This is a genomic window from Cereibacter azotoformans (assembly GCF_021391315.1).
GTDB classification, from domain to species: domain Bacteria; phylum Pseudomonadota; class Alphaproteobacteria; order Rhodobacterales; family Rhodobacteraceae; genus Cereibacter_A; species Cereibacter_A azotoformans.
The window spans coordinates 2,623,465-2,647,605 of sequence record NZ_CP090021.1 but is presented as its reverse complement, the minus strand read 5'-3'; the positions used below and the strand labels follow the sequence as shown (position 1 = coordinate 2,647,605).

25 protein-coding genes are annotated in these 24,141 nt (G+C 69.3%); 17 read left to right on the top strand and 8 right to left on the bottom strand.

The genetic code is table 11. The annotated features are described in order from the left end of the window. Positions 1–6: 6 nt before the first annotated feature. From LV780_RS13250 to LV780_RS13215, 8 genes are all read left to right on the top strand, one after another. Positions 7–1,704 carry a heparinase II/III family protein gene (locus tag LV780_RS13250; RefSeq protein ID WP_117345034.1) on the top strand — a complete coding sequence of 566 codons (1,698 nt, stop codon included), beginning with the start codon at positions 7–9 and terminating at the stop codon, positions 1,702–1,704. A gap of 26 nt (positions 1,705–1,730) precedes the next feature. Further along, entirely contained in the window at positions 1,731–3,320 is a 1,590-nt protein-coding gene (purH, locus tag LV780_RS13245) for a bifunctional phosphoribosylaminoimidazolecarboxamide formyltransferase/IMP cyclohydrolase (RefSeq protein ID WP_108221307.1), read from the top strand. A gap of 1 nt (position 3,321) precedes the next feature. After that, positions 3,322–3,882, top strand: a complete 561-nt coding sequence (lspA, locus tag LV780_RS13240; RefSeq protein WP_108221308.1) for a signal peptidase II — start codon at positions 3,322–3,324, stop codon at positions 3,880–3,882. A 53-nt stretch (positions 3,883–3,935) separates the two neighbouring features. Next, positions 3,936–4,463: a DUF3035 domain-containing protein gene (locus tag LV780_RS13235; protein WP_108221309.1), complete on the top strand. Its 528-nt coding sequence runs from the start codon at positions 3,936–3,938 to the stop codon at positions 4,461–4,463. Between the two features lie 78 nt (positions 4,464–4,541). After that, entirely contained in the window at positions 4,542–5,888 is a 1,347-nt protein-coding gene (locus LV780_RS13230) for a M16 family metallopeptidase (RefSeq protein ID WP_181318509.1), read from the top strand. Further along, a complete protein-coding gene (locus LV780_RS13225; RefSeq protein WP_108221310.1) occupies positions 5,885–7,192 on the top strand; it encodes a M16 family metallopeptidase in 1,308 nt (435 codons plus the stop codon). Before LV780_RS13230 ends, LV780_RS13225 begins: the two co-directional genes overlap by 4 nt. Before the next feature lie 56 nt (positions 7,193–7,248). Further along, positions 7,249–9,087, top strand: coding sequence for a DNA mismatch repair endonuclease MutL (gene mutL / locus LV780_RS13220; protein ID WP_108221311.1), 1,839 nt, complete (start codon positions 7,249–7,251; stop codon positions 9,085–9,087). A 10-nt stretch (positions 9,088–9,097) separates the two neighbouring features. After that, positions 9,098–10,234 (top strand): DNA recombination protein RmuC, encoded by a 1,137-nt coding sequence (locus LV780_RS13215; protein WP_011909879.1) that lies wholly within the window; start codon positions 9,098–9,100, stop codon positions 10,232–10,234. A 61-nt stretch (positions 10,235–10,295) separates the two neighbouring features. Here LV780_RS13215 and LV780_RS13210 read toward each other — a convergent pair whose 3' ends face one another. Together LV780_RS13210 and rpoE are read right to left on the bottom strand one after the other, a co-directional pair. Then, on the bottom strand, positions 10,296–10,940 hold the full coding sequence (locus LV780_RS13210; RefSeq protein WP_011909880.1) for a ChrR family anti-sigma-E factor: 645 nt from the start codon (positions 10,938–10,940) through the stop codon (positions 10,296–10,298). 8 nt (positions 10,941–10,948) lie between these two features. Next, positions 10,949–11,494, bottom strand: coding sequence for an RNA polymerase sigma factor RpoE (gene rpoE / locus LV780_RS13205; protein ID WP_085996592.1), 546 nt, complete (start codon positions 11,492–11,494; stop codon positions 10,949–10,951). Between the two features lie 218 nt (positions 11,495–11,712). On the opposite strand from rpoE, the gene LV780_RS13200 reads away from it, so the two are divergent. The 5 genes from LV780_RS13200 to LV780_RS13180 are packed head-to-tail and all read left to right on the top strand — an operon-like array spanning position 11,713 to position 16,263. Then, complete coding sequence (locus tag LV780_RS13200; RefSeq protein WP_101341102.1) at positions 11,713–13,005, top strand: NAD(P)/FAD-dependent oxidoreductase; 1,293 nt, start codon at positions 11,713–11,715, stop codon at positions 13,003–13,005. Positions 13,006–13,013: 8 nt separating this feature from the next. Next, a complete protein-coding gene (locus LV780_RS13195) occupies positions 13,014–13,763 on the top strand; it encodes a DUF1365 domain-containing protein (protein ID WP_101341103.1) in 750 nt (249 codons plus the stop codon). Further along, positions 13,760–14,965: an MFS transporter gene (locus LV780_RS13190; RefSeq protein ID WP_108221312.1), complete on the top strand. Its 1,206-nt coding sequence runs from the start codon at positions 13,760–13,762 to the stop codon at positions 14,963–14,965. The genes LV780_RS13195 and LV780_RS13190 overlap by 4 nt, the downstream gene beginning before the upstream one ends. Positions 14,966–14,968: 3 nt before the next feature. Next, positions 14,969–15,529 (top strand): DUF3833 domain-containing protein, encoded by a 561-nt coding sequence (locus tag LV780_RS13185; RefSeq protein ID WP_011909885.1) that lies wholly within the window; start codon positions 14,969–14,971, stop codon positions 15,527–15,529. Then, on the top strand, positions 15,526–16,263 hold the full coding sequence (locus LV780_RS13180; RefSeq protein ID WP_011909886.1) for an SDR family NAD(P)-dependent oxidoreductase: 738 nt from the start codon (positions 15,526–15,528) through the stop codon (positions 16,261–16,263). Before LV780_RS13185 ends, LV780_RS13180 begins: the two co-directional genes overlap by 4 nt. A gap of 105 nt (positions 16,264–16,368) precedes the next feature. Here LV780_RS13180 and LV780_RS13175 read toward each other — a convergent pair whose 3' ends face one another. The 3 genes from LV780_RS13175 to LV780_RS13165 form a co-directional block, all read right to left on the bottom strand. Then, on the bottom strand, positions 16,369–17,424 hold the full coding sequence (locus tag LV780_RS13175) for a saccharopine dehydrogenase (RefSeq protein WP_108221313.1): 1,056 nt from the start codon (positions 17,422–17,424) through the stop codon (positions 16,369–16,371). Then, on the bottom strand, positions 17,421–17,666 hold the full coding sequence (locus LV780_RS13170; protein ID WP_044248423.1) for a WGR domain-containing protein: 246 nt from the start codon (positions 17,664–17,666) through the stop codon (positions 17,421–17,423). The genes LV780_RS13175 and LV780_RS13170 overlap by 4 nt, the downstream gene beginning before the upstream one ends. A gap of 85 nt (positions 17,667–17,751) precedes the next feature. Then, positions 17,752–17,967, bottom strand: coding sequence for a hypothetical protein (locus LV780_RS13165; RefSeq protein ID WP_044248914.1), 216 nt, complete (start codon positions 17,965–17,967; stop codon positions 17,752–17,754). 326 nt (positions 17,968–18,293) lie between these two features. Here LV780_RS13165 and LV780_RS13160 point away from each other — a divergent pair, with 326 nt between their 5' ends. Both LV780_RS13160 and LV780_RS13155 read left to right on the top strand, forming a co-directional pair. Continuing rightward, positions 18,294–18,497, top strand: coding sequence for a hypothetical protein (locus LV780_RS13160; protein ID WP_146172307.1), 204 nt, complete (start codon positions 18,294–18,296; stop codon positions 18,495–18,497). A gap of 18 nt (positions 18,498–18,515) precedes the next feature. Continuing rightward, the gene (locus tag LV780_RS13155) at positions 18,516–19,214 is read left to right on the top strand and encodes a winged helix-turn-helix domain-containing protein (protein ID WP_101341107.1); all 699 of its coding nucleotides are present in this window, start codon (positions 18,516–18,518) and stop codon (positions 19,212–19,214) included. 36 nt (positions 19,215–19,250) lie between these two features. Here the strand turns inward: LV780_RS13155 and otsA are convergent, their stop codons facing one another. Together otsA and otsB are read right to left on the bottom strand one after the other, a co-directional pair. Then, entirely contained in the window at positions 19,251–20,663 is a 1,413-nt protein-coding gene (otsA, locus tag LV780_RS13150; protein WP_101341108.1) for an alpha,alpha-trehalose-phosphate synthase (UDP-forming), read from the bottom strand. Beyond that, positions 20,660–21,442, bottom strand: a complete 783-nt coding sequence (otsB, locus tag LV780_RS13145) for a trehalose-phosphatase (RefSeq protein WP_011909890.1) — start codon at positions 21,440–21,442, stop codon at positions 20,660–20,662. Before otsB ends, otsA begins: the two co-directional genes overlap by 4 nt. A gap of 336 nt (positions 21,443–21,778) precedes the next feature. On the opposite strand from otsB, the gene LV780_RS13140 reads away from it, so the two are divergent. Both LV780_RS13140 and LV780_RS13135 read left to right on the top strand, forming a co-directional pair. Continuing rightward, the gene (locus LV780_RS13140) at positions 21,779–21,940 is read left to right on the top strand and encodes a hypothetical protein (RefSeq protein ID WP_085996593.1); all 162 of its coding nucleotides are present in this window, start codon (positions 21,779–21,781) and stop codon (positions 21,938–21,940) included. Positions 21,941–22,316: 376 nt separating this feature from the next. After that, a complete protein-coding gene (locus LV780_RS13135; RefSeq protein WP_101341110.1) occupies positions 22,317–23,324 on the top strand; it encodes a glycosyltransferase family 2 protein in 1,008 nt (335 codons plus the stop codon). Between the two features lie 42 nt (positions 23,325–23,366). On the opposite strand, the gene rfbF is transcribed toward LV780_RS13135, so the two are convergent. Further along, a complete protein-coding gene (gene rfbF / locus LV780_RS13130) occupies positions 23,367–24,140 on the bottom strand; it encodes a glucose-1-phosphate cytidylyltransferase (protein ID WP_011909892.1) in 774 nt (257 codons plus the stop codon). Position 24,141 lies beyond the last annotated feature (1 nt).

Here is a 24,141-nt window from a genome sequence, read left to right as displayed (position 1 = left end):
GGCAGTGTGAGCGAGGGCAGGGTCGCGCTTCTCGATCGGCTCGCGGTCTGGCGCGCGCGGCTCAGCCGCCCGGCGCGCCGCTTCACGCTTCTGCCAGAGCCCGGCTGCCTCGGCCTGCCCGAGCGCGGGCGCTGGCTGGTCGCGGGCACCTACCTTGTCGAGGGGCGGCTGGTGCAGGCGCCCGGCACGGCGCCGTGGGACCTGCCGGGGGCCGGCGCCGCCCAGCTTGCCGACGCCCATGGTTTCGGCTGGCTCGATGATCTCGCAGGGCTGGGCGACCGCCCCGCGCGGGCCCTTGCGCGCGACTGGACCTTCCGCTGGATCGCCCGCTTTGGCCGCGGCCGGGGACCGGGCTGGACCCCCGCGCTCGCGGCGCACCGGCTCGGGCGCTGGATGAGCCATGCGGCGCTGCTGGCCGAGGCCGGCGAGCGCGATCAGGCGACGCTGGCCCGCGCGGCCTCGCAGACGCTCCGCTTCCTCGAGCGGCGCTGGACCAGCGTCCGCGGCCCCGCCCGGATCGAGGCGCTGTCGGCGATCCTGCGCGCAGGCCTCGCGCTCGAGGGGATGGAGCGCCATGTGACCGCCGCCGCCGTGGCGCTGGGGCGAGAGGCCGAGGCGCAGGTCGATGCCCACGGCGCCGTCGCCTCGCGCAGCCCCGAGGAACTGGCCGAGCTGTTCGCCATCCTGGCCGAGGCCGAGGCGGCCCTTGTGGCCGCGGGCCGTCCGGTGGCCGAGGCCCACCGCGCGGCCATCCACCGGATAGTGCCCGTCCTGCGCGCCCTCAGGCATTCCGACGGCGGGCTCGCCCGGTTCCACGGCGGCGGCCGCACCGTGGCCGAGAGGGTGGAGCGCGCCCTCGCCACCGCGGCGGTGCCCGCCGTTCCCGCCGAGGGTGCGGCCATGGGCTTCCTGCGCCTCTCGGCCGGGCGGACGAGCGTGCTGGTCGATGCGGCGGACCCTCCGGCCGGTCCCCACGCCCATGCCTCGACGCTGGCCTTCGAGATGAGTTCGGGCCGGCGGCCGGTCGTCGTCTCCTGCGGTTCGGGCCGGGCATGGGGCACGGAATGGCACCGGGCGGGACGCGCGACTCCCTCGCATTCGACGCTGGCGATCGAAGGCTTTTCCTCGTCCCGTCTCGGCCGGTCGGGCGAGGAGATGACCGAGCGGGCCCGCGTCCTTTCCGCGCACCGCCAGCGCGGCGCGGCGGGGACGCAGCTCAGCCTGGTCCATGCCGGATGGGCCGAGACGCACGGCCTGACCCACCGGCGCGAGCTGCTGCTGGCGCCCGACGGGCGCAGCCTCTCGGGCTCGGACACGCTCGCCGCCCTGACGCCAGCCGAGAAGAAGCGGCTCGACGCCGTCCTCAAGTCGGCGCGCGGGCAGGGCATTTGCCTCGCCCTGCGGTTTCACCTGCATGCGGACGTGCGGGCGAGCCTCGAGCCCGCCGGGCTCGGCGTGGGGCTGACGCTCGCCAGCGGCGAGCGATGGACCTTCCGGTTCGAGGGCGCGGCGCGGCTGACGCTCGATCCTTCGGTCTATCTCGACCGTGCCCACATGCTCCCCCGCGCCACGAAGCAGATCGTCCTCCACGCCGTTCTTGTGGGGCACGAGGCCCGGATCGGCTGGACCTTGGCCAAGACAGAGGATACTCCGCTGGCCATTCGTGACCTGGACCGGGACGATCCCCCCGCGACCCGGCCCTGACCTGGCTTTGACCTGGAGGCAATGTGATGACGAATCTTGTTCCCGTTGGCCGCGCCCTTCTGTCGGTTTCCGACAAGTCGGGGCTCCTCGACCTCGCACGCGCCCTGGCCGAGCTGGAGGTGGAGCTGATCTCGACCGGCGGCACGGCCGCCACGCTGCGGGCCGCGGGGCTCAAGGTGCGCGACGTGGCCGAGGTCACGGGCTTCCCCGAGATGATGGACGGCCGGGTCAAGACGCTGCATCCGATGGTCCATGGCGGGCTTCTGGCGCTGCGCGACGATGACGAGCATCTGGTGGCGATGGCCGCGCACGGGATCGAGCCGATCGATCTGCTGGTGGTGAACCTCTATCCGTTCGAGGCGGCGGTGGCGCGCGGCGCCTCCTACGATGACTGCATCGAGAACATCGACATCGGCGGTCCGGCCATGATCCGGGCGGCGGCCAAGAACCACCGCTTCGTGAACGTCGTGACCGACACGGCCGACTACAAGGCGCTGCTCGACGAGCTGCGCGCGCACGACGGGGCCACGACGCTCGCCTTCCGGCAGAAGCTGGCGCTGACGGCCTATTCGCGCACCGCCTCCTATGATGCGGCGGTGTCGGCCTGGATGGCCGGGGCGCTGAAGTCCGAGGCGCCGCGCCGCCGCACCTTTGCCGGCACACTGGCCCAGACCATGCGCTACGGCGAGAATCCGCACCAGAAGGCGGCCTTCTACACCGACGGCTCGCACCGGCCGGGCGTCGCCACCGCGAAACAGTGGCAGGGCAAGGAGCTCTCCTACAACAACATCAACGACACCGATGCGGCCTTCGAGCTGGTGGCCGAGTTCGATCCCTCCGAGGGTCCGGCCTGCGTGATCGTCAAGCACGCCAACCCCTGCGGCGTGGCGCGGGGCGCGACGCTGGCCGAGGCCTACGGGCGCGCCTTCGACTGCGACCGCGTCTCGGCCTTCGGCGGCATCATCGCGCTGAACCAACCGCTCGACGCGGCGACCGCCGAGAAGATCACCGAGATCTTCACCGAGGTGGTGATCGCCCCCGGCGCCGACGAGGACGCCCGCGCGATCTTCGCCGCCAAGAAGAACCTGCGCCTGCTGACCACCGAGGCCCTGCCCGATCCGCTCGCGCCGGGGCTGGCGTTCAAGCAGGTGGCGGGCGGCTTCCTCGTGCAGGACCGCGACGCGGGCCATGTCGATGCGCTCGACCTGAAGGTGGTGACGAAGCGCGCGCCTTCGGACGCGGAACTGGCCGACCTGCTCTTCGCCTGGACCGTGGCCAAGCATGTCAAATCCAACGCCATCGTCTATGTGAAGGACGGCGCCACCGTGGGCGTGGGTGCGGGCCAGATGAGCCGGGTCGATTCCACCCGCATCGCCGCGCGCAAGTCCCAAGACATGGCGCAGGCGCTCGGCCTCGCGCAGCCGCTGACGCAAGGCTCCGTCGTGGCCTCGGACGCCTTCTTCCCCTTCGCCGACGGCCTTCTCGCCGCGGCCGAGGCGGGGGCGACGGCCATCATCCAGCCCGGCGGCTCGATGCGCGACGACGAAGTGATCGCGGCGGCCGACGAGGCGGGCCTTGCGATGGTCTTTACCGGCCAGCGGCACTTCCGGCACTGAGATGCGGCTGACGGCGCTCACGGCCCTCATCGTCTTTCTGATCGACCAGGCGACGAAATGGATCGTCGTCTGGGGGCTCGGGCTGGCGCACCGGGGGGCGATCGACCTCGTCGCGCCCTGGCTGACCTTCCGCATGGCCTGGAACCGGGGCATCAACTTCGGCATCGGCTCGTCCGATCAGGAGATCGTGCGCTGGGGCCTGATCGCGGTGTCGCTGGCGATCTCGGCCTGGGTCTGGCGCTGGGTCGGGCGCAGCGAGCCGTCGCGGATGGCGCGCGTTTCCGGCGGGCTGCTGATCGGCGGGGCGATCGGCAACGTGGTGGACCGCATTCTGTATGGCGCGGTGGCGGACTTCCTCAACATGTCCTGCTGCGGGATCGAGAATCCCTATGCGTTCAACGTCGCCGACATCGCGATCTTTGCGGGCGCCTTCGGTCTGGTGCTCTTCACGCGCGAGACGAAGCCCGCGCCGGGCAAGGCCGCGGCTGGCGCCGCAAAACGCAAGCCCTCGGACGGCAAGTCGAACGGCACGGGCCGGCGCGGGGGCGGAAAGACCCCGTGACGGCTCGGAACCTTTGCGCTAAAGACGGGCACGAGGCAGCAAGGAGACGAGGCATGCGGGCAGCTCGAGGCGCAGGGGCGGGTGCGGCACTGGCGATGCTCCTGCTGGCCGGCTGTGGCGGCGGAGATCCGAAGCTGATGAACCTGCGCGCCAGCGGACCCGGCCCGGACGAGTTCGGCATCCTGCCCGTCAAGCCGCTCGAGATCCCCGAGACGATCGGCGCGCTCCCGCCTCCGACGCCCGGTGGCGCGAACCGCGCCGACCCGAACCCGCTGGGCGATGCGGTCGCGGCGCTGGGTGGCAGCCCGGCGGCATCGGCCGCCATTCCCGCCGCGGATGCGCCGGTCGTGGCGCACGCCACCCGCTTCGGCCGCGACGCCACGATCCGCCCGACCCTCGCCGCCGAGGACTACCAGTGGCGGCGGGACAATGACGGCCGCCTGCTCGAGCGGGTGTTCAACGTGAACGTCTATTTCGACGCCTATCGCCCCATGGCGCTCGACCAGCAGGCCGAGCTGGCCCGCTGGCGTGCGGCGGGCGCGCGCAACCCCTCGGCGCCGCCTGTCGCCGGGCGCGAGTGATCACAAGCCCGTAGGGGGACTTGCGGCGCCGCGGCCCCACGGTAGCTTTCGCGCAGATCCATCTTCTGGAAGGACATGATGATGCTGCGCCGCCTGGCCCTTCCGGCCGCCACCTGGCTCATGCTCTCGCTCCCCGCGCTGGCCGAGACGGTGAGCGATTTCCGCCTGCCGAACGGGCTCGAGGTGGTGGTGATCGAGGATCACCGCGCCCCTGTCGTGACTCACATGGTCTGGTATCGCGTGGGCGCCGCGGACGAGCCGCCCGGCCATTCCGGCATCGCCCATTTCCTCGAGCATCTGATGTTCAAGGGCACGGACGAGCTGGCCGCGGGCGAGTTCTCGGCCACGGTCGAGGCGCAGGGCGGCGATGACAACGCCTTCACCTCGTGGGACTACACGGCCTACTTCCAGCGCGTCGCGGCCGACCGGCTCGATCTGATGATGAAGATGGAAGCCGACCGGATGCGCGACCTCGAGATGACCGAAGAGGATGTGCGCACCGAGCGGCAGGTGGTGCTGGAAGAGCGCAGCCAGCGCATCGACAGCGACCCCGGCTCGATCTTTTCCGAGCAGAGCCGCGCGGCGGCCTACCTGAACCACCCCTACGGCATCCCGATCATCGGCTGGCGGCACGAGATCGAACAACTGGACCGCGAGGACGCCTTCAGCTTCTACCGGACCTACTACGCGCCGAACAACGCGATCCTCGTGGTTGCGGGCGACGTGGACCCGGCCGAGGTGCGGCGCATGGCCGAAGCGCATTACGGCCCGCTCCAGCCATCGGCGAACCTGCCCGAGCGGCTGCGCCCGCAGGAACCGCCGCAATTGTCCGAGCGGCGCCTGACCTTCACCGATCCGCGCGTGGCGCAGCCCTATGTCTCGCGCAGCTACCTTGCGCCCGCCCGTCAGAGCGGTGCGCAGGAGAAGGCGGCGGCCCTCACGATCCTGGCCGAACTTCTGGGGGGCAGCCCCACCACATCGCTTCTCGCGCGCGAGTTGCAGTTCGGCGAGCGGCCCCGCGCCGTCTGGGCGCAGGCCTGGTACAATGGCGGGGCGCTCGACTCGGGCAGCTTCGGGCTTGCGGTCGTGCCGGTGCCCGGCGTGCCGCTCGACGAGGCCGAGGAGGCGATGGATGCGGTCGTCGCGCGCTTCCTCGAGGAGGGGCCCGACCCCGAGGATTTCGAGCGGATCAAGATCCAGCTCGGCGCGCAGGACATATATTCGCGTGACAATGTGGACGGGCTGGCCCGCCGCTACGGCGCCGCTCTGACCACGGGGCTGACGGTCGAGGACGTGAAGGCCTGGCCCGATGTGCTGCAGGCGGTGACGCCCGAGGACGTGATGGCCGCCGCGCGCGAGGTCTTCGACCGCCGCCGCGCCGTCACCGGCTGGCTGATGCAGGCCGACGAGGAGACAAGCCAATGATGCTGCGCCTGACCTTTGCGTTGATCCTGTTCGCCCTGCCGGTGCGGGCCGATGTCCAGATCCAGGATGTGACCTCGCCCGGCGGCATTCACGCCTGGCTGGTGGAATCGCACGACCTGCCCTTCACCGCGCTCGAGATCCGGTTCCGGGGCGGCACCTCGCTCGATCCCGAGGGCGCGCGGGGGGCCGTCAACCTGATGGCGGGCCTGCTCGAGGAAGGCGCGGGCGATCTCGACGCGCAGGGCTTTGCCCGGGCCCGCGACGGGCTGGCCGCCAGCTTTTCCTTCCGACCCAGCACGGATGCGGTGGCCGTCTCGGCCCGCTTCCTGACCGAGAACCGGGACGAGGCGGTGGATCTCCTGCGCCTCGCGCTGGTCGAGCCGCGGTTCGACGCCGACGCCATCGAGCGCGTGCGGGGGCAGGTGCTGTCGGGGCTGGCCTCGGATGCCAAGGATCCGACGCGGATCGCGGGCCGGACCTTCGACGAAAAGGCCTTCGGCGCCCATCCCTACGGCAGCGACGGGTCAGGCACGCCCGACAGCGTCCGGGCGCTGATGCGCGACGACCTCGTGGCGGCGCATCGTGCCGCGCTCGCCCGCGACCGGATCTATGTCGCGGCGGCGGGCGACATCACGGCGGAAGACCTGGGCACGCTGCTCGACCGGCTGCTCGGCGACCTGCCGGCCGAGGGTGCCCCCATGCCCTCGCGGGCCGAGTGGCGGATCGGCGGCGGGGTGACGGTGGTCGAGTTTCCGACCCCGCAGGCCTCCGTGCGCTTCGGGCATGAAGGGATCAAGCGCGACGATCCCGACTTCTTCCCGGCCTATGTCCTGAACGAGATCCTCGGCGGCGGCCGGTTCGGATCGCGCCTGATGACCGAGGTGCGCGAAAAGCGCGGGCTGACCTACGGGATCGGGTCCTATCTCGCGCCGATGGACCATGCCGAGCTGATGATGGGGCACTTCGCCAGTTCCAACGCAACGGTGGGGCAGGCCGTCGAGATCGTGCGCGAGGAATGGCGCCGCGCGGCGGCCGAAGGCGTGACGGCCGAGGAACTGGAGGCGACGAAGACCTACCTCACCGGCTCCTATCCGCTGCGCTTTGACGGAAACGGCCCGATCGCCAGCATCCTCGTCGGGATGCAGATGGAGGATCTGCCGATCGACTATCCGGTAACGCGCAACGCAAAGGTCGAGGCGGTGACGCTCGAGGATGTCAAGCGCGTGGCCGCGCGCCTCCTCAAGCCCGAGGCGCTGCATTTCGTCGTGGTGGGCGAGCCCGAGGGGCTCGCGTCCGACGGCTGAGGCCGATCGGTTGTTCCCGGTGGCGAAGCGGCGGCTCTTCTGCTAAGGCTGGTAGCATGACGCTCCTCAGCCCCAAGATAGGCGCCGCGCGCCCGGTAATCCGGCAGCTCGATGAAGCCGCCATCAACCGCATCGCGGCCGGCGAGGTGGTGGAGCGTCCGGCCTCGGCCGTCAAGGAACTGGTCGAGAACGCGCTCGATGCCGGCGCGCGCCGGGTCTCGGTGGACATCGCCGACGGGGGCAAGACGCTCATCCGCGTGACCGATGACGGCTGCGGCATGACGGCCGAGGATCTGCCGCTCGCCCTGTCACGCCACGCCACCTCGAAGATCGACGGCTCGGACCTGCTCGACATCCGCAGTTTCGGGTTCCGCGGCGAGGCGCTGCCCTCGCTGGCGGCGGTGGGGCGGCTTACGATCACCTCGCGGGTGGCCGGGGGCGAGGGGGCGGCGGTGACCGTCAGCGCCGGCCGGATGGAGCCCGTGCGCCCCGCCGCGCTGGGGGCGGGCACGGTGGTCGAGCTGCGCGACCTTTTCTTCGCCACGCCCGCGCGGCTCAAGTTCCTGCGCACCGACCGCGCCGAGACGCAGGCCATCGCCGAGGTCGTCCGCCGTCTGGCGCTGGCCGATCCCGAGGTGGGCTTTACCCTGACGGACCATTCCGCGGGCGAGCCGCGTCTGCTGTTCCGCGCCGAGGCCGAGGGGGGGGATCTCTTCGACGCCCTCCACCGCCGGGTGGCGCGGGTCGTGGGCGCCGATTTCGCCGAGAACGCGCTGCGCATCGATGTCGCGCGCGAGGGGCTGCGCCTGCAGGGCTACGCCGCGCTGCCGACCTATTCGCGTGGCTCGGCCGTGGCGCAGTTCCTGTTCGTGAACGGCCGTCCGGTGCTCGACCGGATGCTGCTCGGCGCGCTTCGGGCGGGCTACATGGATGTGCTGAGCCGCGACCGCTATCCGGCGGCCGTGCTGAACCTGATCTGCGATCCGCAGCGGGTCGATGTGAACGTGCACCCCGCCAAGGCCGAGGTGCGGTTCCGCGAGTCGGGTGAGGTGCGTGGGCTGATCGTCACCGCGCTGCGTCACGCGCTGGCGGGGGCGGGTCACCGGGCCTCGACCACGGTCGCCGGGGAAACGCTCGAGGCCTTCCGGCCCGAGGCCGCGGCCCCGCCCGCCGCGCGCATCTACCAGATGGACCGCCCGTCCGCCGCCTCGGTCGCGCGCAGCTTCGCCTTTCAAGCGCCGCAGGCGGCCATGCCGGGACTGGCCGAGGCGCCCGCCGCACGGGTTGAGGAGCCGCCCGTTGACGCGGCCGAGGATCGTCCGCTCGGGGCGGCGCGCGCGCAGATCCATGGCAACTGGATCCTTGCGCAGACCGCCCGCGGCCTCGTGATCGTGGATCAGCACGCGGCGCACGAGCGGCTGGTCTATGAAAGGCTCAAGCGGCAGCGCGACGGGTCAGGCATCGCGCGGCAGGTGCTGCTGATCCCCGAGATCGTCGAGTTGTCGCCCTCGGATGCCGCCCGGCTTCTCGAGGCGGCGGACGAGCTGGCGGCCCTCGGCCTCGTGCTCGAGCCCTTTGGCGGGGGCGCGGTCGCCGTGCGCGAGGTGCCCGCGATCCTCGGCAAGGTCGAGGCGGCGCCGCTCCTGCGCGACATTCTCGACGATCTGGCCGATCTGGGCAGCTCTGACCGGCTTCAGGCCCGTATGGATGCCGTGCTCTCGCGCATGGCCTGCCACGGATCGGTGCGCTCGGGCCGCGCCTTGCGGGCCGAAGAGATGAACGCGCTTCTGCGCGAGATGGAGGCGACGCCCCTCTCGGGTCAGTGCAACCACGGCCGGCCCACCTATGTCGAGCTGAAGCTGGCCGACATCGAGCGGCTGTTCGGCCGGCGATGACCCGCCCGCAATGATCCGCATCGGCGACCGGACCTTCGGCTGGGACGACCCGCTGGTGCTTGGCGTGGGCGCGGGACTGGTCCTTCTGGTGATGCTCCTGCTGATCCTGCGCGCGGCCGGGCGGTCGGCGCGGATGGTCGCGCCGATGCTGAACGAGCTGGGGTGGCTCGGCCAGCAGGTGCAGATGCTCTCGGACGGGCAGGAGCGGCTGGCGGGCGGGCTGCATCATGTCTCCGAGGCGCAGGCCTCAAGCCAGGGCGCCATGCTGCAGCTGATGGAGCGGCGGCTCGCCGAGGTGCAGCGCGGCATGGCCGAGAGCCTGCACGGCACCGCGCTCCGCACGGCGCGCTCGCTTGGCGATCTGCATCAGCGGCTTGAGACCATCGACCGGGCGCAGGCCAACATCGAGAAGCTTTCGGGCGACGTGCTGGGGCTGCAGGACATCCTGTCCAACAAGCAGACGCGGGGCGCCTTCGGCGAGATCCAGCTGCATGACATCGTGCAGAAGGCCTTGCCCTCAGACAGTTACACGATGCAGGCGACGCTTTCGAACGGGCGGCGGGCCGATTGCCTGATCCATCTGCCCGAGCCGCCGGGGCCGATCGTGATCGACTCGAAGTTTCCGCTCGAAGCCTACGAGGCGCTGAGGGCGGCCGAGAATCCGGCCGCGCAGATGGAGGCGCAGCGGATGATGCGGGTGGCCGTTCGCGCCCATATCCGCGCCATCGCCGAGAAATACATCCTCGAGGGCGAGACGGCGGACGGGGCGATGATGTTCCTGCCCTCCGAGGCGGTCTATGCCGAGCTTCATGCCAACTTCGGCGACATCGTGCGCGAAGGCTTTGCGGCGCGGGTCTGGATCGTCTCGCCCACCACCTGCATGGCGGTGCTGAACACGATGCGGGCGGTGCTGAAGGACGCACGCATGCGGGCGCAGGCCGGGGCGATCCGGCGCGAGCTGGCCGAACTGGGCCGCGAGATCGACCGGCTGACGGACCGGGTGGGCAACCTCGACCGCCACTTCACCCAGGCCGCGCGTGACGTGGAAGAGATCCGCATCTCGGCCGGCAAGGCGGGCAAGAAGGCGCGGAGGCTCGACAATTTCGACTTCGAGGACATGAGCCCGCGCACCGACGCGGCCGAATGATCGCCCGCGTCATTCGCGCGTCGTGAAATGCACGGCCCCTCTGCCCACGACCAATGCGCGCTCAGATGCGGAAGAAGGGCTGCACCAGCTTGGGCAGGAAGCTGTTGAAGCGCAGCGGCGCGTCCGTGGCCGCAAGGCAGATGCAGTCGATCCCGGCCTCGGCCGCCGGCGTATGTTCCAGCTCCTGATCGGCAATCTCCAGATCGCCGGGGCCGAAGCGGTCCGTCTCGTCGCGGAAGGCGCCCTGCAGCACGAGCGTCAGCTCCATTCCCCGGTGGCCGTGGTCGGGCACGGCCTGACCGCCCGGTATCCACAGAAGCCGCGCGATGGCCTCGCCTCCGGTCGGCAGGATCGCCTGCCGCACGCCACCGCCGAGCGCCCGCCAGCGGACATCCTCGAGCCGGCCGCCCACATAATCGGCCAGAGGCGCGGGGGCGCGGGGATCGGCGCGGCGGGCAGGCCGCGCGGGCACCTCGATACGGCGGTCAAGCCGGGACATGACGGCGGCAAGGCTGCCCTCGGAGAGGGCGACCGGCGCCGCCTCTTCCATCAGCCGCCCGCCCACCGCATCGAGGGCCGCCGCCCGCGCGCGGCAGTCGTCGCAGAGCGAAAGATGCGTGGCCACCACCAGCGAGAATGCCTCGGGAAGCGAGCCTGCCGCATAGGCCGTCAGAAGGGCGTCGGAAATATGGTGCCGGATCGTCATGGTCTCGTTCAACTCATGTGCTGGCGCAGACGTTCCAGCGCGAGCCGGATGCGCGACTTGATGGTGCCTAGGGGAAGCCCGGTCTCGACCGCAAGTTCCCGGTGGGTGAGGTCGCCGAAGAAGGCGCGCTCGATAAGGGCGCGCTGCGCCTCGGGGAGGAGGGCGATCGCGCGGCCGAGGCGGTCGTTCTCCTGCTGCATTTCATAGACGTCGGCCTGATCGGGCTCGGCGTCCGGCCCCCAGAAGAGATCCTCGGGCTCTGGCTGGCGCGATTTCCGCAGCCCGTCGATCCGCCGGTTTCGCGCGATCGTGAAGATCCAGGTCGCGGCCGACGCCCGCGACGGATCGAAGAGATGAGCCTTCTGCCACACCGTTGCCATCACATCCTGCGCACATTCCTCGGCCTGTGACTCCGTGCTGCCGGATTTCATCAGGAAGCCCTTCACCCTCGGCGCGAAGTGCTGGAACAGCTCCGCGAAGGCTGCCTCGTCCCGATGATCCCGGATCGCACGCATGAGTGCCACCCAGTCCGTCCCGTTACTCTTGTCCGTCACAGCAGGCCTTTCCCTCGTCGCCCGCGGGAGAGGATAGGCAACCGGTCGCCCGCTTGCATCCGTATTTTTCGGTCGGTCCCTGCCGTGGTCCTTACGCCCTGTTTACGCCCCGCGGGGCCGTCTGGATCACTCGGGCGGATCGAGAAAAACTCCCGACCGACTGATCCGGGCCGCGTGACGCCGCGTATCAACCGCACATAAGAGGGAAGGTGCAGGGCATGCCATTCGAGACGTCTGAGTTCGCGCGCCGGCGCGTCGCTGTAATCGGTGGAGGGGTCTCGGGGATGGCGGCGGCGCATCTGCTCGCCCGCGATCACGCGGTGGTCCTGTTCGAGTCCGAGAAGCGCCTCGGCGGCCATGCAAGGACGGTTCTGGCCGGCAAGCGCGGCGATCAGCCGGTGGATACGGGCTTCATCGTCTTCAACAAGGTGAATTACCCGCACCTGACGCGGCTCTTCGACGAGCTCAAGGTGCCCGTCGTCAAGAGCGACATGAGCTTTGGCGCCTCGGTGCGCGGCGGGCGGCTGGAATACGGGCTCAAGGACCTGAAGGCCGTTTTTGCGCAGAAGCGGAACGCCCTCGATCCGCGCTTCCTGAACATGCTGATGGATGTGCTGCGCTTCAACGCGCACGCGATGGAGCATGCCGACGATCCCCGCATGACGATCGGCGAGCTTCTGGCGCGGCTCGAACTGGGCAACTGGTTCCGCGACTATTATCTGCTGCCGATCTCGGGGGCGATCTGGTCCACGCCCTCGCGCGGGATCCTGGATTTTCCCGCGCAGGCGATGCTGCGGTTCTTCGAGAATCACGCGCTGCTGTCGCACACCGGGCAGCATCAGTGGTACACGGTGGCGGGTGGCTCGATCGAATATGTGAGCCGCCTGCAGGCGTCGATGGCGTCGCGCGGGGTGGATCTGCGGCTCGGCGCTGGAGTGGCGGGCGTGCGGCGCGAAGGTGGCGGCGTGCGCGTGCGTGCCGAGGGCGGCGATTGGGAGGCGTTCGACGAGGTCATCTTCGCCACCCATTCCGACGATACGCTGCGGCTGCTGTCGGATGCGACCGAGGCCGAGCGCTCGGCGCTCGGGTCGGTGCGCTATCAGCCGAACCGGGCGGTGCTCCATTCGGACACGTCGGTCATGCCCAAGCGTCGGGCGGCCTGGGCCTCGTGGGTCTATCTTGAGCCCGAGGATCCGCAGGCGCCGATCGACATCACCTACTGGATGAACTCGCTTCAGCCGATCCCCGAGGACGATCCGCTGTTCGTGACGCTGAACGGCAACCGGCAGGTGCGCGAAGAGCTGGTCCATGACGTCGTGACCTTCCGCCATCCGGTCTATGATCTGGCCGCGCAGCTGGGCGTCGCGGCGCTGCGGATGATGAACGGCGAGCGGCAGACCTGGTTCGCCGGGGCCTGGATGCGGAACGGCTTCCACGAGGACGGCTTTGCAAGCGCCGTGGATGTGGTCGAGGCGATGCGCCGCCGCGCCGCCACCCCGGTCGCGGCCTGAGGCGCGCCATGTGGGCCGAGCATGTTCAGGGTGAGACCTTTCATGAGCGCAAGGGCGCGCTCGGGAACAGCTTCCGCTACGGGGTGGATTACCTGATCGTCGATCCCGAGGCGGTCGAGGGGCCCGCGCTCTTCTCGCGGAACCGGGCCAACCTGATCGCGCTGCACGACCGCGACTACGGCGGTGAGCCGGGGCAGGGCCGGGGCGTCGCCTGGGTGCGCGAGGTGCTGGCGGCGCAGGGGATGGCTCCGGCCGCACGCATCCTTCTGCTGACACAGCCGCGGGTGATGGGGCATGTGTTCAACCCGGTCAGCTTCTGGCTCTGCCACGATGCCGAGGGGGCGCTGCGCACCGTCATCGCCGAGGTGAGCAACACCTTCGGCGACCGTCACTGGTATCTCTGCGCCAAGGAAGACGGCTCGGTCATCGAGCGGACGGATACGCTGACGGCGGCCAAGATCATGCATGTCTCGCCCTTCCAGCCGATCGAGGGCGGCTACCGCTTCCGCTTCGACATCCGCGAGGACCGGGTGGGGGTCTGGATCGACTACAACTTCGCCGAGGGCGGGCTCTATGCCACACTGACGGGGCGCCGGGCGCCGCTGACGAACGCCGGCATCCTGCGGGCCTGCCTGCGCCGGCCCTTCGGCTCGCGGCGGGTGCTGGCGCTGATCCACTGGCAGGCGCTGAAGCTCGCGCTGAAGGGCGCCCGCTACCGCAGCCGGCCGGCGCCGCCGCTGCAAGACGTGACCCGGTGACGGCGAGGCTTCTGCCGTGGTCGCTTCTTGCGGGGCTGATCGCGGCTGCGGGCCTGCCGATCTACATCCATGCGCCGAAGGTCTATGTGGACGAATACGGCCTGAGCCTGGGTGCGCTGGGCGCGGTGCTGGCCGCGCTCCGGCTGGTGGATGTGGTGCAGGATCCCGCGCTGGGATGGCTGGCCGAGGTGACGCGCCGACGCAGGGCCGGCATGGTGGCGGGGGCGGTGCTGCTGCTCGCGCTGGCGATGGTGGGCCTCTTTGCCGTGACGCCGCCGGTCGCGCCGCTCCTGTGGTTCGCGCTGATGCTGGTCGTGCTCTTCTCGGCCTTTTCCTTTCTCACCATCGCCTTCTACTCCGAAGGGGTGGGCAAGGCCGCGCGGCTGGGACCGGGCGGGCATCTGCGGCTGGCCGGCTGGCGCGAGGCCGGGGCCTTGGCGGGCGTCTCTCTGGCGGCTGTCGCGCCGGTCGTGCTGGGCAGCTTTGCCCTCTTTGCCTGGGGCTTTGCGGGGCTTGCGCTGGTGGCATGGTTCGCCATGCGCCGTGAATGGGCGGGCCTGGCCGAGCCGCCGCGGCCCGACCTGCGGGCGGTGCTGCGCGATCCGATGATCCGGCGGCTTCTGCTGCTGGCTCTGGTCAATGCGGCGCCGGTGGCGGTGACCTCGACGCTTTTCCTGTTCTTCGTCGAAAGCCGCCTCGACGCCGCCGGCTGGGAGGGACCGCTGCTTCTGCTGTTCTTCCTCGCCGCCGCGGCGAGCGCGCCCGGCTGGAGCCGCGCCGCCCGCACCCGAGGCGCGAAACCCGTGCTGCTGGCGGGCATGGCGCTGGCCGTGGCCTCCTTCGTCTTCGCCTTCACGCTGGGGCCGGGCGAGATCGTGGGTTTCGCGCTGATCTGCGCGGCGTCGGGTGCGGCGCTTGGGGCCGACATGGTGCTGCTGCCCGCGATCTTCGCGCGCCATCTCGCACGCACGGGATCGGGAGAGGCCACGGCCTTCGGCCTCTGGTCCTTCGCCTCGAAACTCGCGCTTGCGCTGGCGGCGGCCTCGGTCCTGCCGCTGCTGCAACTGGCCGGCTTCACGCCGGGCAGCACCGGGCCCGAGGGCGCGCTCCTCCTTCTGTCGGTGCTCTACGCCCTCGTGCCCTGCGCGCTGAAGGTCTTCGCCATCCTCCTCCTGCTTGCCACCCCCATTCCGGAGAGCTGACCCGTGACCCCGTTCCTGTTCCTCGTCCTCGGTGCCCTCGTGATCCTCGGCCTTGCCCTCGTGCGTCACCGGACGCTGGCCTTCGCGGCGCAGCGGCCGGCGGATTATGCCGGCAAGGGGCCGGTGCTTGACCCGCGGCGTGATCTGGCCGGGCCCCTGCTGTGCGAGGGCGTGATCTACGGGCCGACCGGCCGCGTCACCTCGCGGTTCGTTGCGGACATGGAGGGGCGCTGGGACGGAACCTCGGGCGTGCTGACCGAGCACTTCCGCTACGACAGCGGCGCCACCGACCGGCGCGAGTGGCGCTTCACCCTCGGCAACGATGGGACGCTGCGTGCACAGGCCGATGACGTCGTGGGCACGGGACTGGGAAAGGCCGAAGGATCAGCCCTTTGCCTGCGCTACCGGCTGCGGCTTCAAGATGACGCAGGGGGGCATGTGCTGGATGTGATTGACTGGATGTACCGTCTGGAGAATGGCACGATCATCAATCGGAGCCAGTTCCGCAAGTTCGGGATCAAGGTGGCCGAGCTTGTGGCGACACTGAGACGGATCGAGAGATGAGAGACTTTGTAGGTAAGCGGTATTGGCTCATCGGCGGAAGCGAGGGCCTCGGTCTCGCGCTGGCGAAGAAACTGAGCGGGGCCGGGGCGCGGGTCATCCTGTCGGGCCGCGACGAGGCGCGTCTGGCGGAAGCGGTCGAGGCGATGCCCGCCCCGGCCGAAGCCGTCGTGATGGATGTGACCTCGGAGGCCTCGATCGAGGCGGCGCTGGCCAAGGTCGGGGCCTTCGACGGCGTGGTCTATCTCGCGGGGACCTACTGGCCGATGAAGGCGCAGGAGTGGGAGACGGCCAAGGTCGAGGCGATGATCGACACCAACCTGTCGGGGCTCGTGCGGCTGGTCTCGGCGACCCTGCCGGGCATGATCGCCGCGAACCGCGGGCATCTTGTGGTGGTGGGCAGCATCGGCGGCTATCGCGGCCTGCCCGGCGCCATCGGCTATTCCGCGAGCAAGGCGGGCGTCATGGCGCTGACCGAGTCGCTCTACGCCGACCTGCGCGGCACGGGCGTCGAGGTGCAGCTGGTGAACCCCGGCTTCATCCGCACGCGGCTGACGGAGAAGAACAGGTTCCGCATGCCCTCGATCATGGAGCCGGAGAAGGCCGCGCAGCACATGTTCGAGCATATGTGCTCGGACAATTTCCGCATGAACTTCCCGCTGATGTTCGCCTCGTTCTTCCGCTTCTCGCAGTTGCTGCCGGACGGGCTGTTCTACCGGCTGCTCGGGAAGGGCTGAGCGCGCGCCTGCGGAACGGCGGGGGGCTGTCTGCCCCCCGCGCCCGTCCGGGGGACGGGCTCCCCCCGAGGATATTTGTGCCAGAATGAAAGGCGCGGGGGCCGGCTAGAGAGCGGCCGCGTGGCGGTCGAACTCGACCTTTGCGCGGGCCCAGACGCCTTCGTCGAGGCGGTCGAGCGCCAGAAGCGAGGGAAGCAGCTGGGCCGCATAATCCTCGCTGCTCTCGACGGGCAGGAGCGAGGGCAGGTTGTCGATCGCCATCACGTCGAGCACCGGGTCGGCATGGACGCGAAGCGCCGGCGCCGACCAGCGGGTAACGCGGTCATAGACCCTGATCGGCGAGAAGTCCGAGGTCGGGTCGCAGGCGATGTCTCCGATGACGCGCAGCGCGCGCGGGGCGTCGAGCGCCTCGGCCGGCACGAAGACCGGGCAGCCCGGCCGCGCGAGGATGCAGTTGAGAAAGATCTCGTGCTCCAGCACCTCGGGGAAGGGGCCGCCGTGCGCGGTTTCGGCCATGTCCCAGCGGGTGACGGCGAGGCCCATGGACTCGCAGAGGTCGGCCGCGCCGGTGCCGACGCGGCCCTGCGCGCCGATCACCAGCGCACGCGGCTGCTGTGCATTGGAAGCGGTCAGTTCGGCGGCGAGATCGGCCAGCAGACCCTCTCGTCCGGGCCAGGTCGAGACGGGATCGCAGATCCCGCCCCGCGCCTGCGCCGCCCAGCATTTCAGCGCGACGGCGGCCCCGGCGTAGCCCGCCCAGTAGCCGAAGGCGGCGACGCGGCGTCCGGTCTCGTCCACCAGCGACTCAAGATCGTAGAGCGTACCGCCGGCCGCCTTGAACCGCTGGAGGAGGATGCGCCCTGCGGGCTGGCCCTTGTAGGCGTGGCCGAAGAGGATGTGGCGGTGGGGGAGGGGGCTGCCGTCCTCGGGCAGCTCCTTCAGGCCGAAGATGATCGCGTCGGCGGGTGCGGAGGGCCAGGAGTTCTCGGGGGCGATGGCGCAGCCCGCGGCGGCGTAGCCTTCGATCGAGAGGGCGCGGACGCGGCTGGCCTCGACCGTCACCCGGATGCCTTTGGCCACCAGCGCCGCTGCGCCTGCGGGCGTGAGCCCCACGCGTTCCTCGTTCGGCCGCTGTTCGGCCCTCACCCACAGATGCGTCATGCGCTGCCTTCGATGGTGGTGCGGTAGCCGCGCCGCCGGGCGCGCTGGTGCCAGCGCTCCGCCGCAAGGCAGGCATCCCGCAGGTTGGAAAACCAGGTGACGAGCCTCCGGCCGGCCCGCCCGGGGCTGCGGCGGCCCCATTCGCGCAGGACGGTGTATTCGCCGAAGAGGTTGTAGGCGAGTTCCACCCGGTAGAAGCGGGCGGGGCCGTCGGTGTCGCTCAGACAGAGATATGTCAGCATCTGGGGCCTCCGGTGGCGGTCTTGTTGCCAGAGATACCAGATCTGCCACGGCTGGACAGGGGGGAAAGGCTGCCCGGCCGGGGGATCAGGCCGGAAAGCGGCCGCCCTGCCTCATGCCGAGGGGGCGTTCGCGGCGCTCGGCGCAGGGTTGGGACAACTCGGAGGAGAAAAGCTCTTTCAGCTCTTCGCGTGTCAGGATCTTGGGTGTCTTGAGGCTGATGGCGGGCTGGCGTGGGGCCCTGAGAAAGAAGGGCCAGCCCAGGCGGAAGGCGGGTTTCTCGCCGTCGTGGATAAGTGTCATTCCATCGTCTCCCCAGAACGAAGCGCTTGCGCGAGCCCTCTCCATCATCCTGCAGCGCGTGGCAGCCACTGCTCATCCGGATAATGATTCGTTACCCACTCTACCCTCAAACAGGTACTAAGCGGATTTGTGCCGATTATGCGAAAGGGGGTAAAAGCTCCATCCGTCCGATAATTTCGGCCCGTCCTTGCAAAAAAGTCACAGATGAAGAAAGCGAGCGACGCCAACAGGTTGCGAAATTTTTTGTGGCACAACTAAAAGGTGTTCAGCTTCCGCCGTTTCCCTCCTTGAGCGCAAATCCAGCCGTTCGACAGGAGACCGACAGAATGACGGCTGCCCTGATCCAGCTTGCCCGGACACGCCGTCTGCGCGCACTTCGATATCTTCATCGGGAAGGTCTCGAGACGCGGAACGTGTTCGTGGCCGATCCGTCGCCCGAACGGATCCGGGAACGCGCGCCGCGCACGGCGGAACCTTCAGGCGTTGCCTCTCAGGGAAAACACGCTAAGGTTGTTTCGATGGTCAGGTGACGGAAGTCGGAGTAACGGATGGTCCCGTGCGTCCTTGCACTCGATGACGAGACCTCGGTGCTGACAGTGGTGCAGGAAGTGCTGGAAGAGCGCGGGTTCCGGGTGATCACGGCCAAGACCCTGGCGCAGTTCCGCCGGATCCACGCGCAGGAGCAGGTGGATCTCTTTCTGATCGACACGTCGCTGCCGGACGGAAACGGGCTCTCGCTGGTGCGCGAATTGCGGCAGGTCACGGATCGCGGCATCATCCTTCTCGCGCCCCGCCGCGACGAAGGCGATGGCGTCCTGGGGCTGGAGCTTGGCGCGGATGACTCGCTCACCAAGCCGTTCCTCGGGCGGGAACTGGCTGCACGGGTCGGGGCGGTCTTCCGCCGGACGGGCCGGGCGGCGGCCCTTCCCGCCGGGCGCCCCCGCGTCGATCACGAATTCGAAGGCTATGGCATGAGCCTTCAGGCGCGGAAGGTCTGGTCATCCGACGGCGTCGAGATCGAGCTGACCACCTCGGAGTTCGAGCTGCTGGCGGCGCTTCTGGCGCGGCGGGGGCAGGTTCTCAGCCGCGACCAGATCATGAACGCGATCAAGGGGCGGAGCTGGGAGAGCTACGATCGCGTGGTGGACGGAATCGTCAGCCGGCTGCGCCGGAAGATGCCCTCGACGAAGAGCGGAAGCCACTTCATCCGCACCGTCCACGGGGTGGGCTACGCCTTCACGGCCTGAGGCGCTTGCCGCCCGCGGATCGGTGCGGGCGGCGTCTCAGGCTTCGTCCCGGACGAGGGCGCCGTTGTCCACCGGCGCATCGCGCAGGGCGCCGAGGAAGGTCCGGCACCACCAGAGCACGTCATGCGCCTCGAGATGGTCCATCATCCGCCTCCAGCGCGCCATCCTCTCGTCGAGCGGCATGGAGAGCGCGCGTCCGATCGCGTTTGCCGTCTGCTCGGTGTCATAGGGGTTGATCAGGATCGCCCCGTCGAGCTCGCGCGCGGCGCCCGCAAAGCGCGACAGCACGAGGACGCCGGGATCCGCCGGATCCTGCGAGGCGATATATTCCTTGGCAACCAGGTTCATCCCGTCCCGCAGCGGCGTCACCAGACCGACCTTGGCCAGCCGGTAGAGACCGGCCAGCACCGGCCGCGTCAGCGACTGGTTCACATAGCGGATCGGCACCCATTCGATCGTGCCGTGGGCGCCGTTCACCCGTCCGCAATGCGACTCGACCTGCCCCTGCATCTCGAGATACTCGGGCACGTCCGAGCGCGAGTGCGGTGCCACCTGAAGCAGCGTGACCTTGCCGGCCTGGTCGGGATTGCGGGTGAGATACCGCTCGAACGCGTCGATCCGGGCGGCGATCCCCTTGGAATAATCCAGCCGGTCCACCCCGATGATGAGGGAGCTGCCGTGCAGGCTCTGCTGCATGTCGGTGACCAGATCGATCCCGTCGGTCTTGGCCGCAAGACGGGCGAAATCCTCGGTCTCGATCCCGATGGGGAAGGCCGCCGCCGCCACCTCCTTGTCGAAGGCGGTGAGCCAGCCGGGCGCGGACCAGTCGCCCCAGCCCTCGCGGCGCAGGCAGCCCACGAAATTGTCGAGGTCGTAGTCGGTCTGGAAGCCCACGAGATCGTAGGCCGCAAGACCGCGCATGATGATCTCATAGACGGGCAGGGCGGTGAGGATGTCGGCCGGCGGCCAGGGGATGTGAAGGAAGAAGCCGATCCGGTTGCGCACCCCGCGCTTGCGCAACTCCTGCGCCAGGGGGATCAGGTGGTAGTCATGCACCCAGATCACGTCGTCCGGTTCCAGCATCGGCACCAGCCGGTCGGCAAAGAGGCGGTTCACGCGGAAATAGCCCGCCATCTCCTGCCGGGCATATTCGGCCAGATCGAGCCGGCAGTGGAAGATCGGCCAGAGCACCCGGTTGGCGAAGCCGTTGTAATATTCGTCGAGATCGGCCTGCGACAGATCCGTCAGCACATAGCTGATCCCGTCCTGCTCGAGCGTGCTGAGGCCCTGCGGCTCGCCCTCGCCGGTCGAGCGGCCGGACCAGCCCATCCAGATCCCGCCGTTCTTCCGCAGCGCCGCATGGACGGCGACCGCAAGCCCTCCGGGCGGGGGATTTCCATTCTCGTCCGGCAGCGGCACGCGATTCGAGACGACGACCAGCCGGCTCATGCCGCAAGCTCCGCCACGAGATCCCGGAGCGTCTGCGGCGAGTTCAGCCGCGCGGCGGCCAGCGTCGGCGCCTCGGTCTCGCAGATCCTGACCGAGAGGCCGCCGCGGGCGTTGGCAACCCGGAACATCTCTTCGTCGGTCACGTCGTCGCCCACGGCAACGGGGCGGCGGCCCGCGAAGGGCGACTCGGTCAGAAAGGCCTCGACCGCCGTGCCCTTGTTGGCCGAGGCCGGTCGAAGTTCCACCACCATCTTGCCGTGCTGCAACACCCAGCCGTCACCCATTACCTTCAACGCCATCTCCATCATCGCCCGCACGTCCCGCTCCCGTTCGGGTGCCTGACGGTAATGCAGCGCCACCGCCGCCACCTTGTCCTCGAGCAGCACCCCCGGCATCCGCGCCGTGCGCCGCCCGAGATCCTTGCGCAGCGCATTGAGCGAGGGGGTCAGCGCCGCCCTGTCCAGCTCGCCCGAGGCCCGCCGCCGTTCTACGCCATGCAACCCTGCGGCCGGGAACAGGTGAGGGCCGAAGTTCGCGTCGATCCAGTCCACGCGCCGCCCCGTCACAAGGGCGAGCGCGCCGCCCATGCGATCGGCCAGGCTTGCCAGATCCTGGGGCAGGCCGGGCTCGACCCGGACATCGTGCGGCTGCTCGGCAATGTCCACCAGCGTCCCGTCGATGTCGAGAAACAGGGCCCACTCTCCGGGAGCATCGCGCAAGGCCGCGCGGAGGATGGCTTTGCCGTCATCATGTTCGGGATGCAGGGCGGGTTGATTCATGGTGCCTCCGGCGGATGTTGCGGACAGGGGGGAACGCATGAGGGGGCGATCCGGTTCACGAAAAAGTTCGCGGCAGCCGCGGAAGATTGCCACATCTTTCATGCGCACCGCGCAGTCTGGCGCTCCGAGGCGCGAGGTGACGGCGTCGATCGGACGGCACAGCAAGGGCGTGGAGCGGACGATTGCGCCCTCGGCGCGATCCTGCCTGTCCTTCCGATCTGGCGAGGGAGCGGCGTGATGTCGCCCATGGCCCGATGAGGCGCTCGGCGACTTGACGCAGCCGCGCCCCGGCGGCAACGGTGAGGACTGGCCCAGCTTGCATGTATGGAGGCACACATGCCCGAAGTCTCTGAACTCGCCTTTCGCCTGATGATGGCCGCGGTAATCTTCGTCGGCGTGGGCATCATGTTCGCCTTTGCCGGCGGTCACTGGTTCGTCGGCATGGTGGTGGGCGGCCTCGTCGCCGCGCTGTTCGCCGCGACCCCGCCCAAGCAGTAAGTCCCGGCAAAGCCGGTTCCGGCAGCGTCAGCGCCATCTTGCGGAACGCTGACGGCCCGACGGATCTCCACTGCGGTTTCGCGGTGGGTCCGAACATTCCTGCCACACATACTCTGGCAGATCCGGCGAGGGGCGCGGCAGCCCTTCGCTGAACCGCTGCTCTCGGCGCGCATCCATCGCGCGAGTTCCCGCCGAGATCATGGCAGCCCGCGGTTGAATCCCGCGCGCAGGGCGGTTCAAGTGGAACTCTCACGCTCGAAAGCGTTTGTCTCCGGCAGGTCTCTCTGCCTAACCTGTCCGTGCAGCCTGCACGCTCGCCACGGCGAGGAGCGGCGGCGGTTTTGACCTATCGCTTTTTCTTCAGGATCTTTTCAACATGAGAACGGCGATCATCATTCCCTTTTACCAGAGGGACAGGGGAATCCTGTCGCGCGCCCTCGACTCGGTCGAGGCGCAGCGTCTGCGTGACGACGACAGTCTGACGGTCTTCGTGATCGACGACGAGTCTCCCGTTCCCGCCCGATCCGAGCTGGCCGCCTGGCAGGGCAAGGTGCCCGTGCGGCTTATCGAGCAGAAGAACGGCGGGCCCGGCGCGGCGCGCAACGCCGGGCTCGACGCCGTCGAGGCCGAGGGCTACGACCATGTGGCCTTCCTCGACTCCGACGACATCTGGCAGCCCACGCACCTGCGGGACGCGCTGGACCTGCTTGAACAGGGCTATGACTTCCACTTCTGCGACCACCAGCGGACCGACGACGACATCACCTATTTCGAGCGGACACCGGCGCTGCGGGAGATGCGCGAGGCCCGCCATGCGGGCGTGACGGTGATCGACGCCGAGATCCCGATCCTCGCCTTCGACCAGCCGTCGATCATGACCGCCTCGATCGGCACCTATCTCAGCCAGACCTCGACGGTCGTGGTGCGGCAGAGCTTCGTGCGCCAGCTGAGGTTCGAGCCGCGCCTGCGCAACGCGGGTGAGGACCAGCTCTTCTGGTTGTCGCTCATCGAGGCAGGGGCGCGAACGGTCGTTTCGTGGAAGCTGAACGTCCTGTGCGGGCGCGGCGTGAACGTCTATTTCGACGCGTTCGACTGGCGCTCGACCAAGGTGGTGGACCGCACCGGCTACATGCTGATGTTCTTTCACACCGTCGCCCGGAGGCTCTCGCTGTCGCCCGAGGATCGCAGCATCGTGGCGGACCGTGTCCGGCGCTATCGGCGCGCCTACAGCTATCTCTTCCTGCGCGCCCTGCTTCAGCGCCGGGTTCCGTCCCTGTCCCTTGCATGGAAGCTCGTCGCGCTTGATCCGGGCCTTCTGCCGGCCATGCCGATCCGGTTTCTCGCCGTCCTGCCCCACCGCGAGCAGGAAAGCCTGCAGTGGTAGGCCGGTCCCGGTGACCTGCGGCACCGGGACCGGCACTCCGGGCTAGTCCCAGATCTTCCAGGGCGCCTTGCCCTTCTCCCACATGCCCTGCAAGAGGGTCTTGTCGCGGAGCGTGTCCATGTTCTGCCAGAAGCCGTCGTGGCGATAGACGGCCAGCTGGCCATCCTGCACCAGCCCCTGCAGCGGCTCTTCCTCCCAGACGGTGCTGTCGCCCTCGATATAGTCGAAGACCGACGGCTCCAGCACGAAGAAGCCGCCGTTGATGGTCTGGCCATCCATCACGCTCTTCTCGCGCAGGCGGTTCACGCGCGTGCCATTGGAGAGGTCCAGCGCCCCGAAGCGGCCGGGCAGGCGGACGGCGGTCACCGTGCCCGCCACGCCCTGTTCCTTGTGGAAGGCCACCAGCTTGCCGATGTCGATGTCGGACACGCCGTCGCCGTAGGTCAGGCAGAAGGGCTCGTCGCCGATATGGTCGCGGATGCGCTTGATGCGTCCGCCGGTCATCGTCTCCAGCCCGGTATCGACCATCGTCACGCGCCACGGCTCCGAGACGGGGCGGTGCAGTTCGATCTCGTTGGTGCGGACGTCGATGGTGATGTCGCTGTTGCGGTGGAAGTAGCTCAGGAAGTAATCCTTGATCATGTGCCCCTTGTAGCCACAGCAGATCACGAAGTCCGTGATGCCGTGGGCGGCATAGATCTTCATGATGTGCCAGAGGATCGGCCGGCCTCCGATCTCGACGAGGGGCTTGGGCACGACGCCCGTCTCCTCGCTCAACCGCGTTCCATAGCCACCCGCAAGCAAAACGGCCTTCATG

What these genes read in the sequence shown, in the direction of transcription:
- mutL (WP_108221311.1), top strand. Translation starts at nt 7,249, where the DNA reads ATGACGCTCCTCAGCCCCAAGATAGGCGCCGCGCGCCCGGTAATCCGG.
- LV780_RS13195 (WP_101341103.1), top strand. Translation starts at nt 13,014, where the DNA reads ATGTGGGCCGAGCATGTTCAGGGTGAGACCTTTCATGAGCGCAAGGGC.
- lspA (WP_108221308.1), top strand. Translation starts at nt 3,322, where the DNA reads ATGCGGCTGACGGCGCTCACGGCCCTCATCGTCTTTCTGATCGACCAG.
- LV780_RS13210 (WP_011909880.1), bottom strand. Translation starts at nt 10,940, where the DNA reads ATGACGATCCGGCACCATATTTCCGACGCCCTTCTGACGGCCTATGCG.
- LV780_RS13135 (WP_101341110.1), top strand. Translation starts at nt 22,317, where the DNA reads ATGAGAACGGCGATCATCATTCCCTTTTACCAGAGGGACAGGGGAATC.
- otsA (WP_101341108.1), bottom strand. Translation starts at nt 20,663, where the DNA reads ATGAGCCGGCTGGTCGTCGTCTCGAATCGCGTGCCGCTGCCGGACGAG.
- LV780_RS13215 (WP_011909879.1), top strand. Translation starts at nt 9,098, where the DNA reads ATGATCCGCATCGGCGACCGGACCTTCGGCTGGGACGACCCGCTGGTG.
- otsB (WP_011909890.1), bottom strand. Translation starts at nt 21,442, where the DNA reads ATGAATCAACCCGCCCTGCATCCCGAACATGATGACGGCAAAGCCATC.
- LV780_RS13235 (WP_108221309.1), top strand. Translation starts at nt 3,936, where the DNA reads ATGCGGGCAGCTCGAGGCGCAGGGGCGGGTGCGGCACTGGCGATGCTC.
- LV780_RS13165 (WP_044248914.1), bottom strand. Translation starts at nt 17,967, where the DNA reads ATGACACTTATCCACGACGGCGAGAAACCCGCCTTCCGCCTGGGCTGG.
- LV780_RS13175 (WP_108221313.1), bottom strand. Translation starts at nt 17,424, where the DNA reads ATGACGCATCTGTGGGTGAGGGCCGAACAGCGGCCGAACGAGGAACGC.
- LV780_RS13230 (WP_181318509.1), top strand. Translation starts at nt 4,542, where the DNA reads ATGATGCTGCGCCGCCTGGCCCTTCCGGCCGCCACCTGGCTCATGCTC.
- LV780_RS13200 (WP_101341102.1), top strand. Translation starts at nt 11,713, where the DNA reads ATGCCATTCGAGACGTCTGAGTTCGCGCGCCGGCGCGTCGCTGTAATC.
- rfbF (WP_011909892.1), bottom strand. Translation starts at nt 24,140, where the DNA reads ATGAAGGCCGTTTTGCTTGCGGGTGGCTATGGAACGCGGTTGAGCGAG.
- purH (WP_108221307.1), top strand. Translation starts at nt 1,731, where the DNA reads ATGACGAATCTTGTTCCCGTTGGCCGCGCCCTTCTGTCGGTTTCCGAC.
- LV780_RS13170 (WP_044248423.1), bottom strand. Translation starts at nt 17,666, where the DNA reads ATGCTGACATATCTCTGTCTGAGCGACACCGACGGCCCCGCCCGCTTC.
- LV780_RS13155 (WP_101341107.1), top strand. Translation starts at nt 18,516, where the DNA reads ATGGTCCCGTGCGTCCTTGCACTCGATGACGAGACCTCGGTGCTGACA.
- LV780_RS13140 (WP_085996593.1), top strand. Translation starts at nt 21,779, where the DNA reads ATGCCCGAAGTCTCTGAACTCGCCTTTCGCCTGATGATGGCCGCGGTA.
- LV780_RS13160 (WP_146172307.1), top strand. Translation starts at nt 18,294, where the DNA reads ATGACGGCTGCCCTGATCCAGCTTGCCCGGACACGCCGTCTGCGCGCA.
- LV780_RS13180 (WP_011909886.1), top strand. Translation starts at nt 15,526, where the DNA reads ATGAGAGACTTTGTAGGTAAGCGGTATTGGCTCATCGGCGGAAGCGAG.
- LV780_RS13225 (WP_108221310.1), top strand. Translation starts at nt 5,885, where the DNA reads ATGATGCTGCGCCTGACCTTTGCGTTGATCCTGTTCGCCCTGCCGGTG.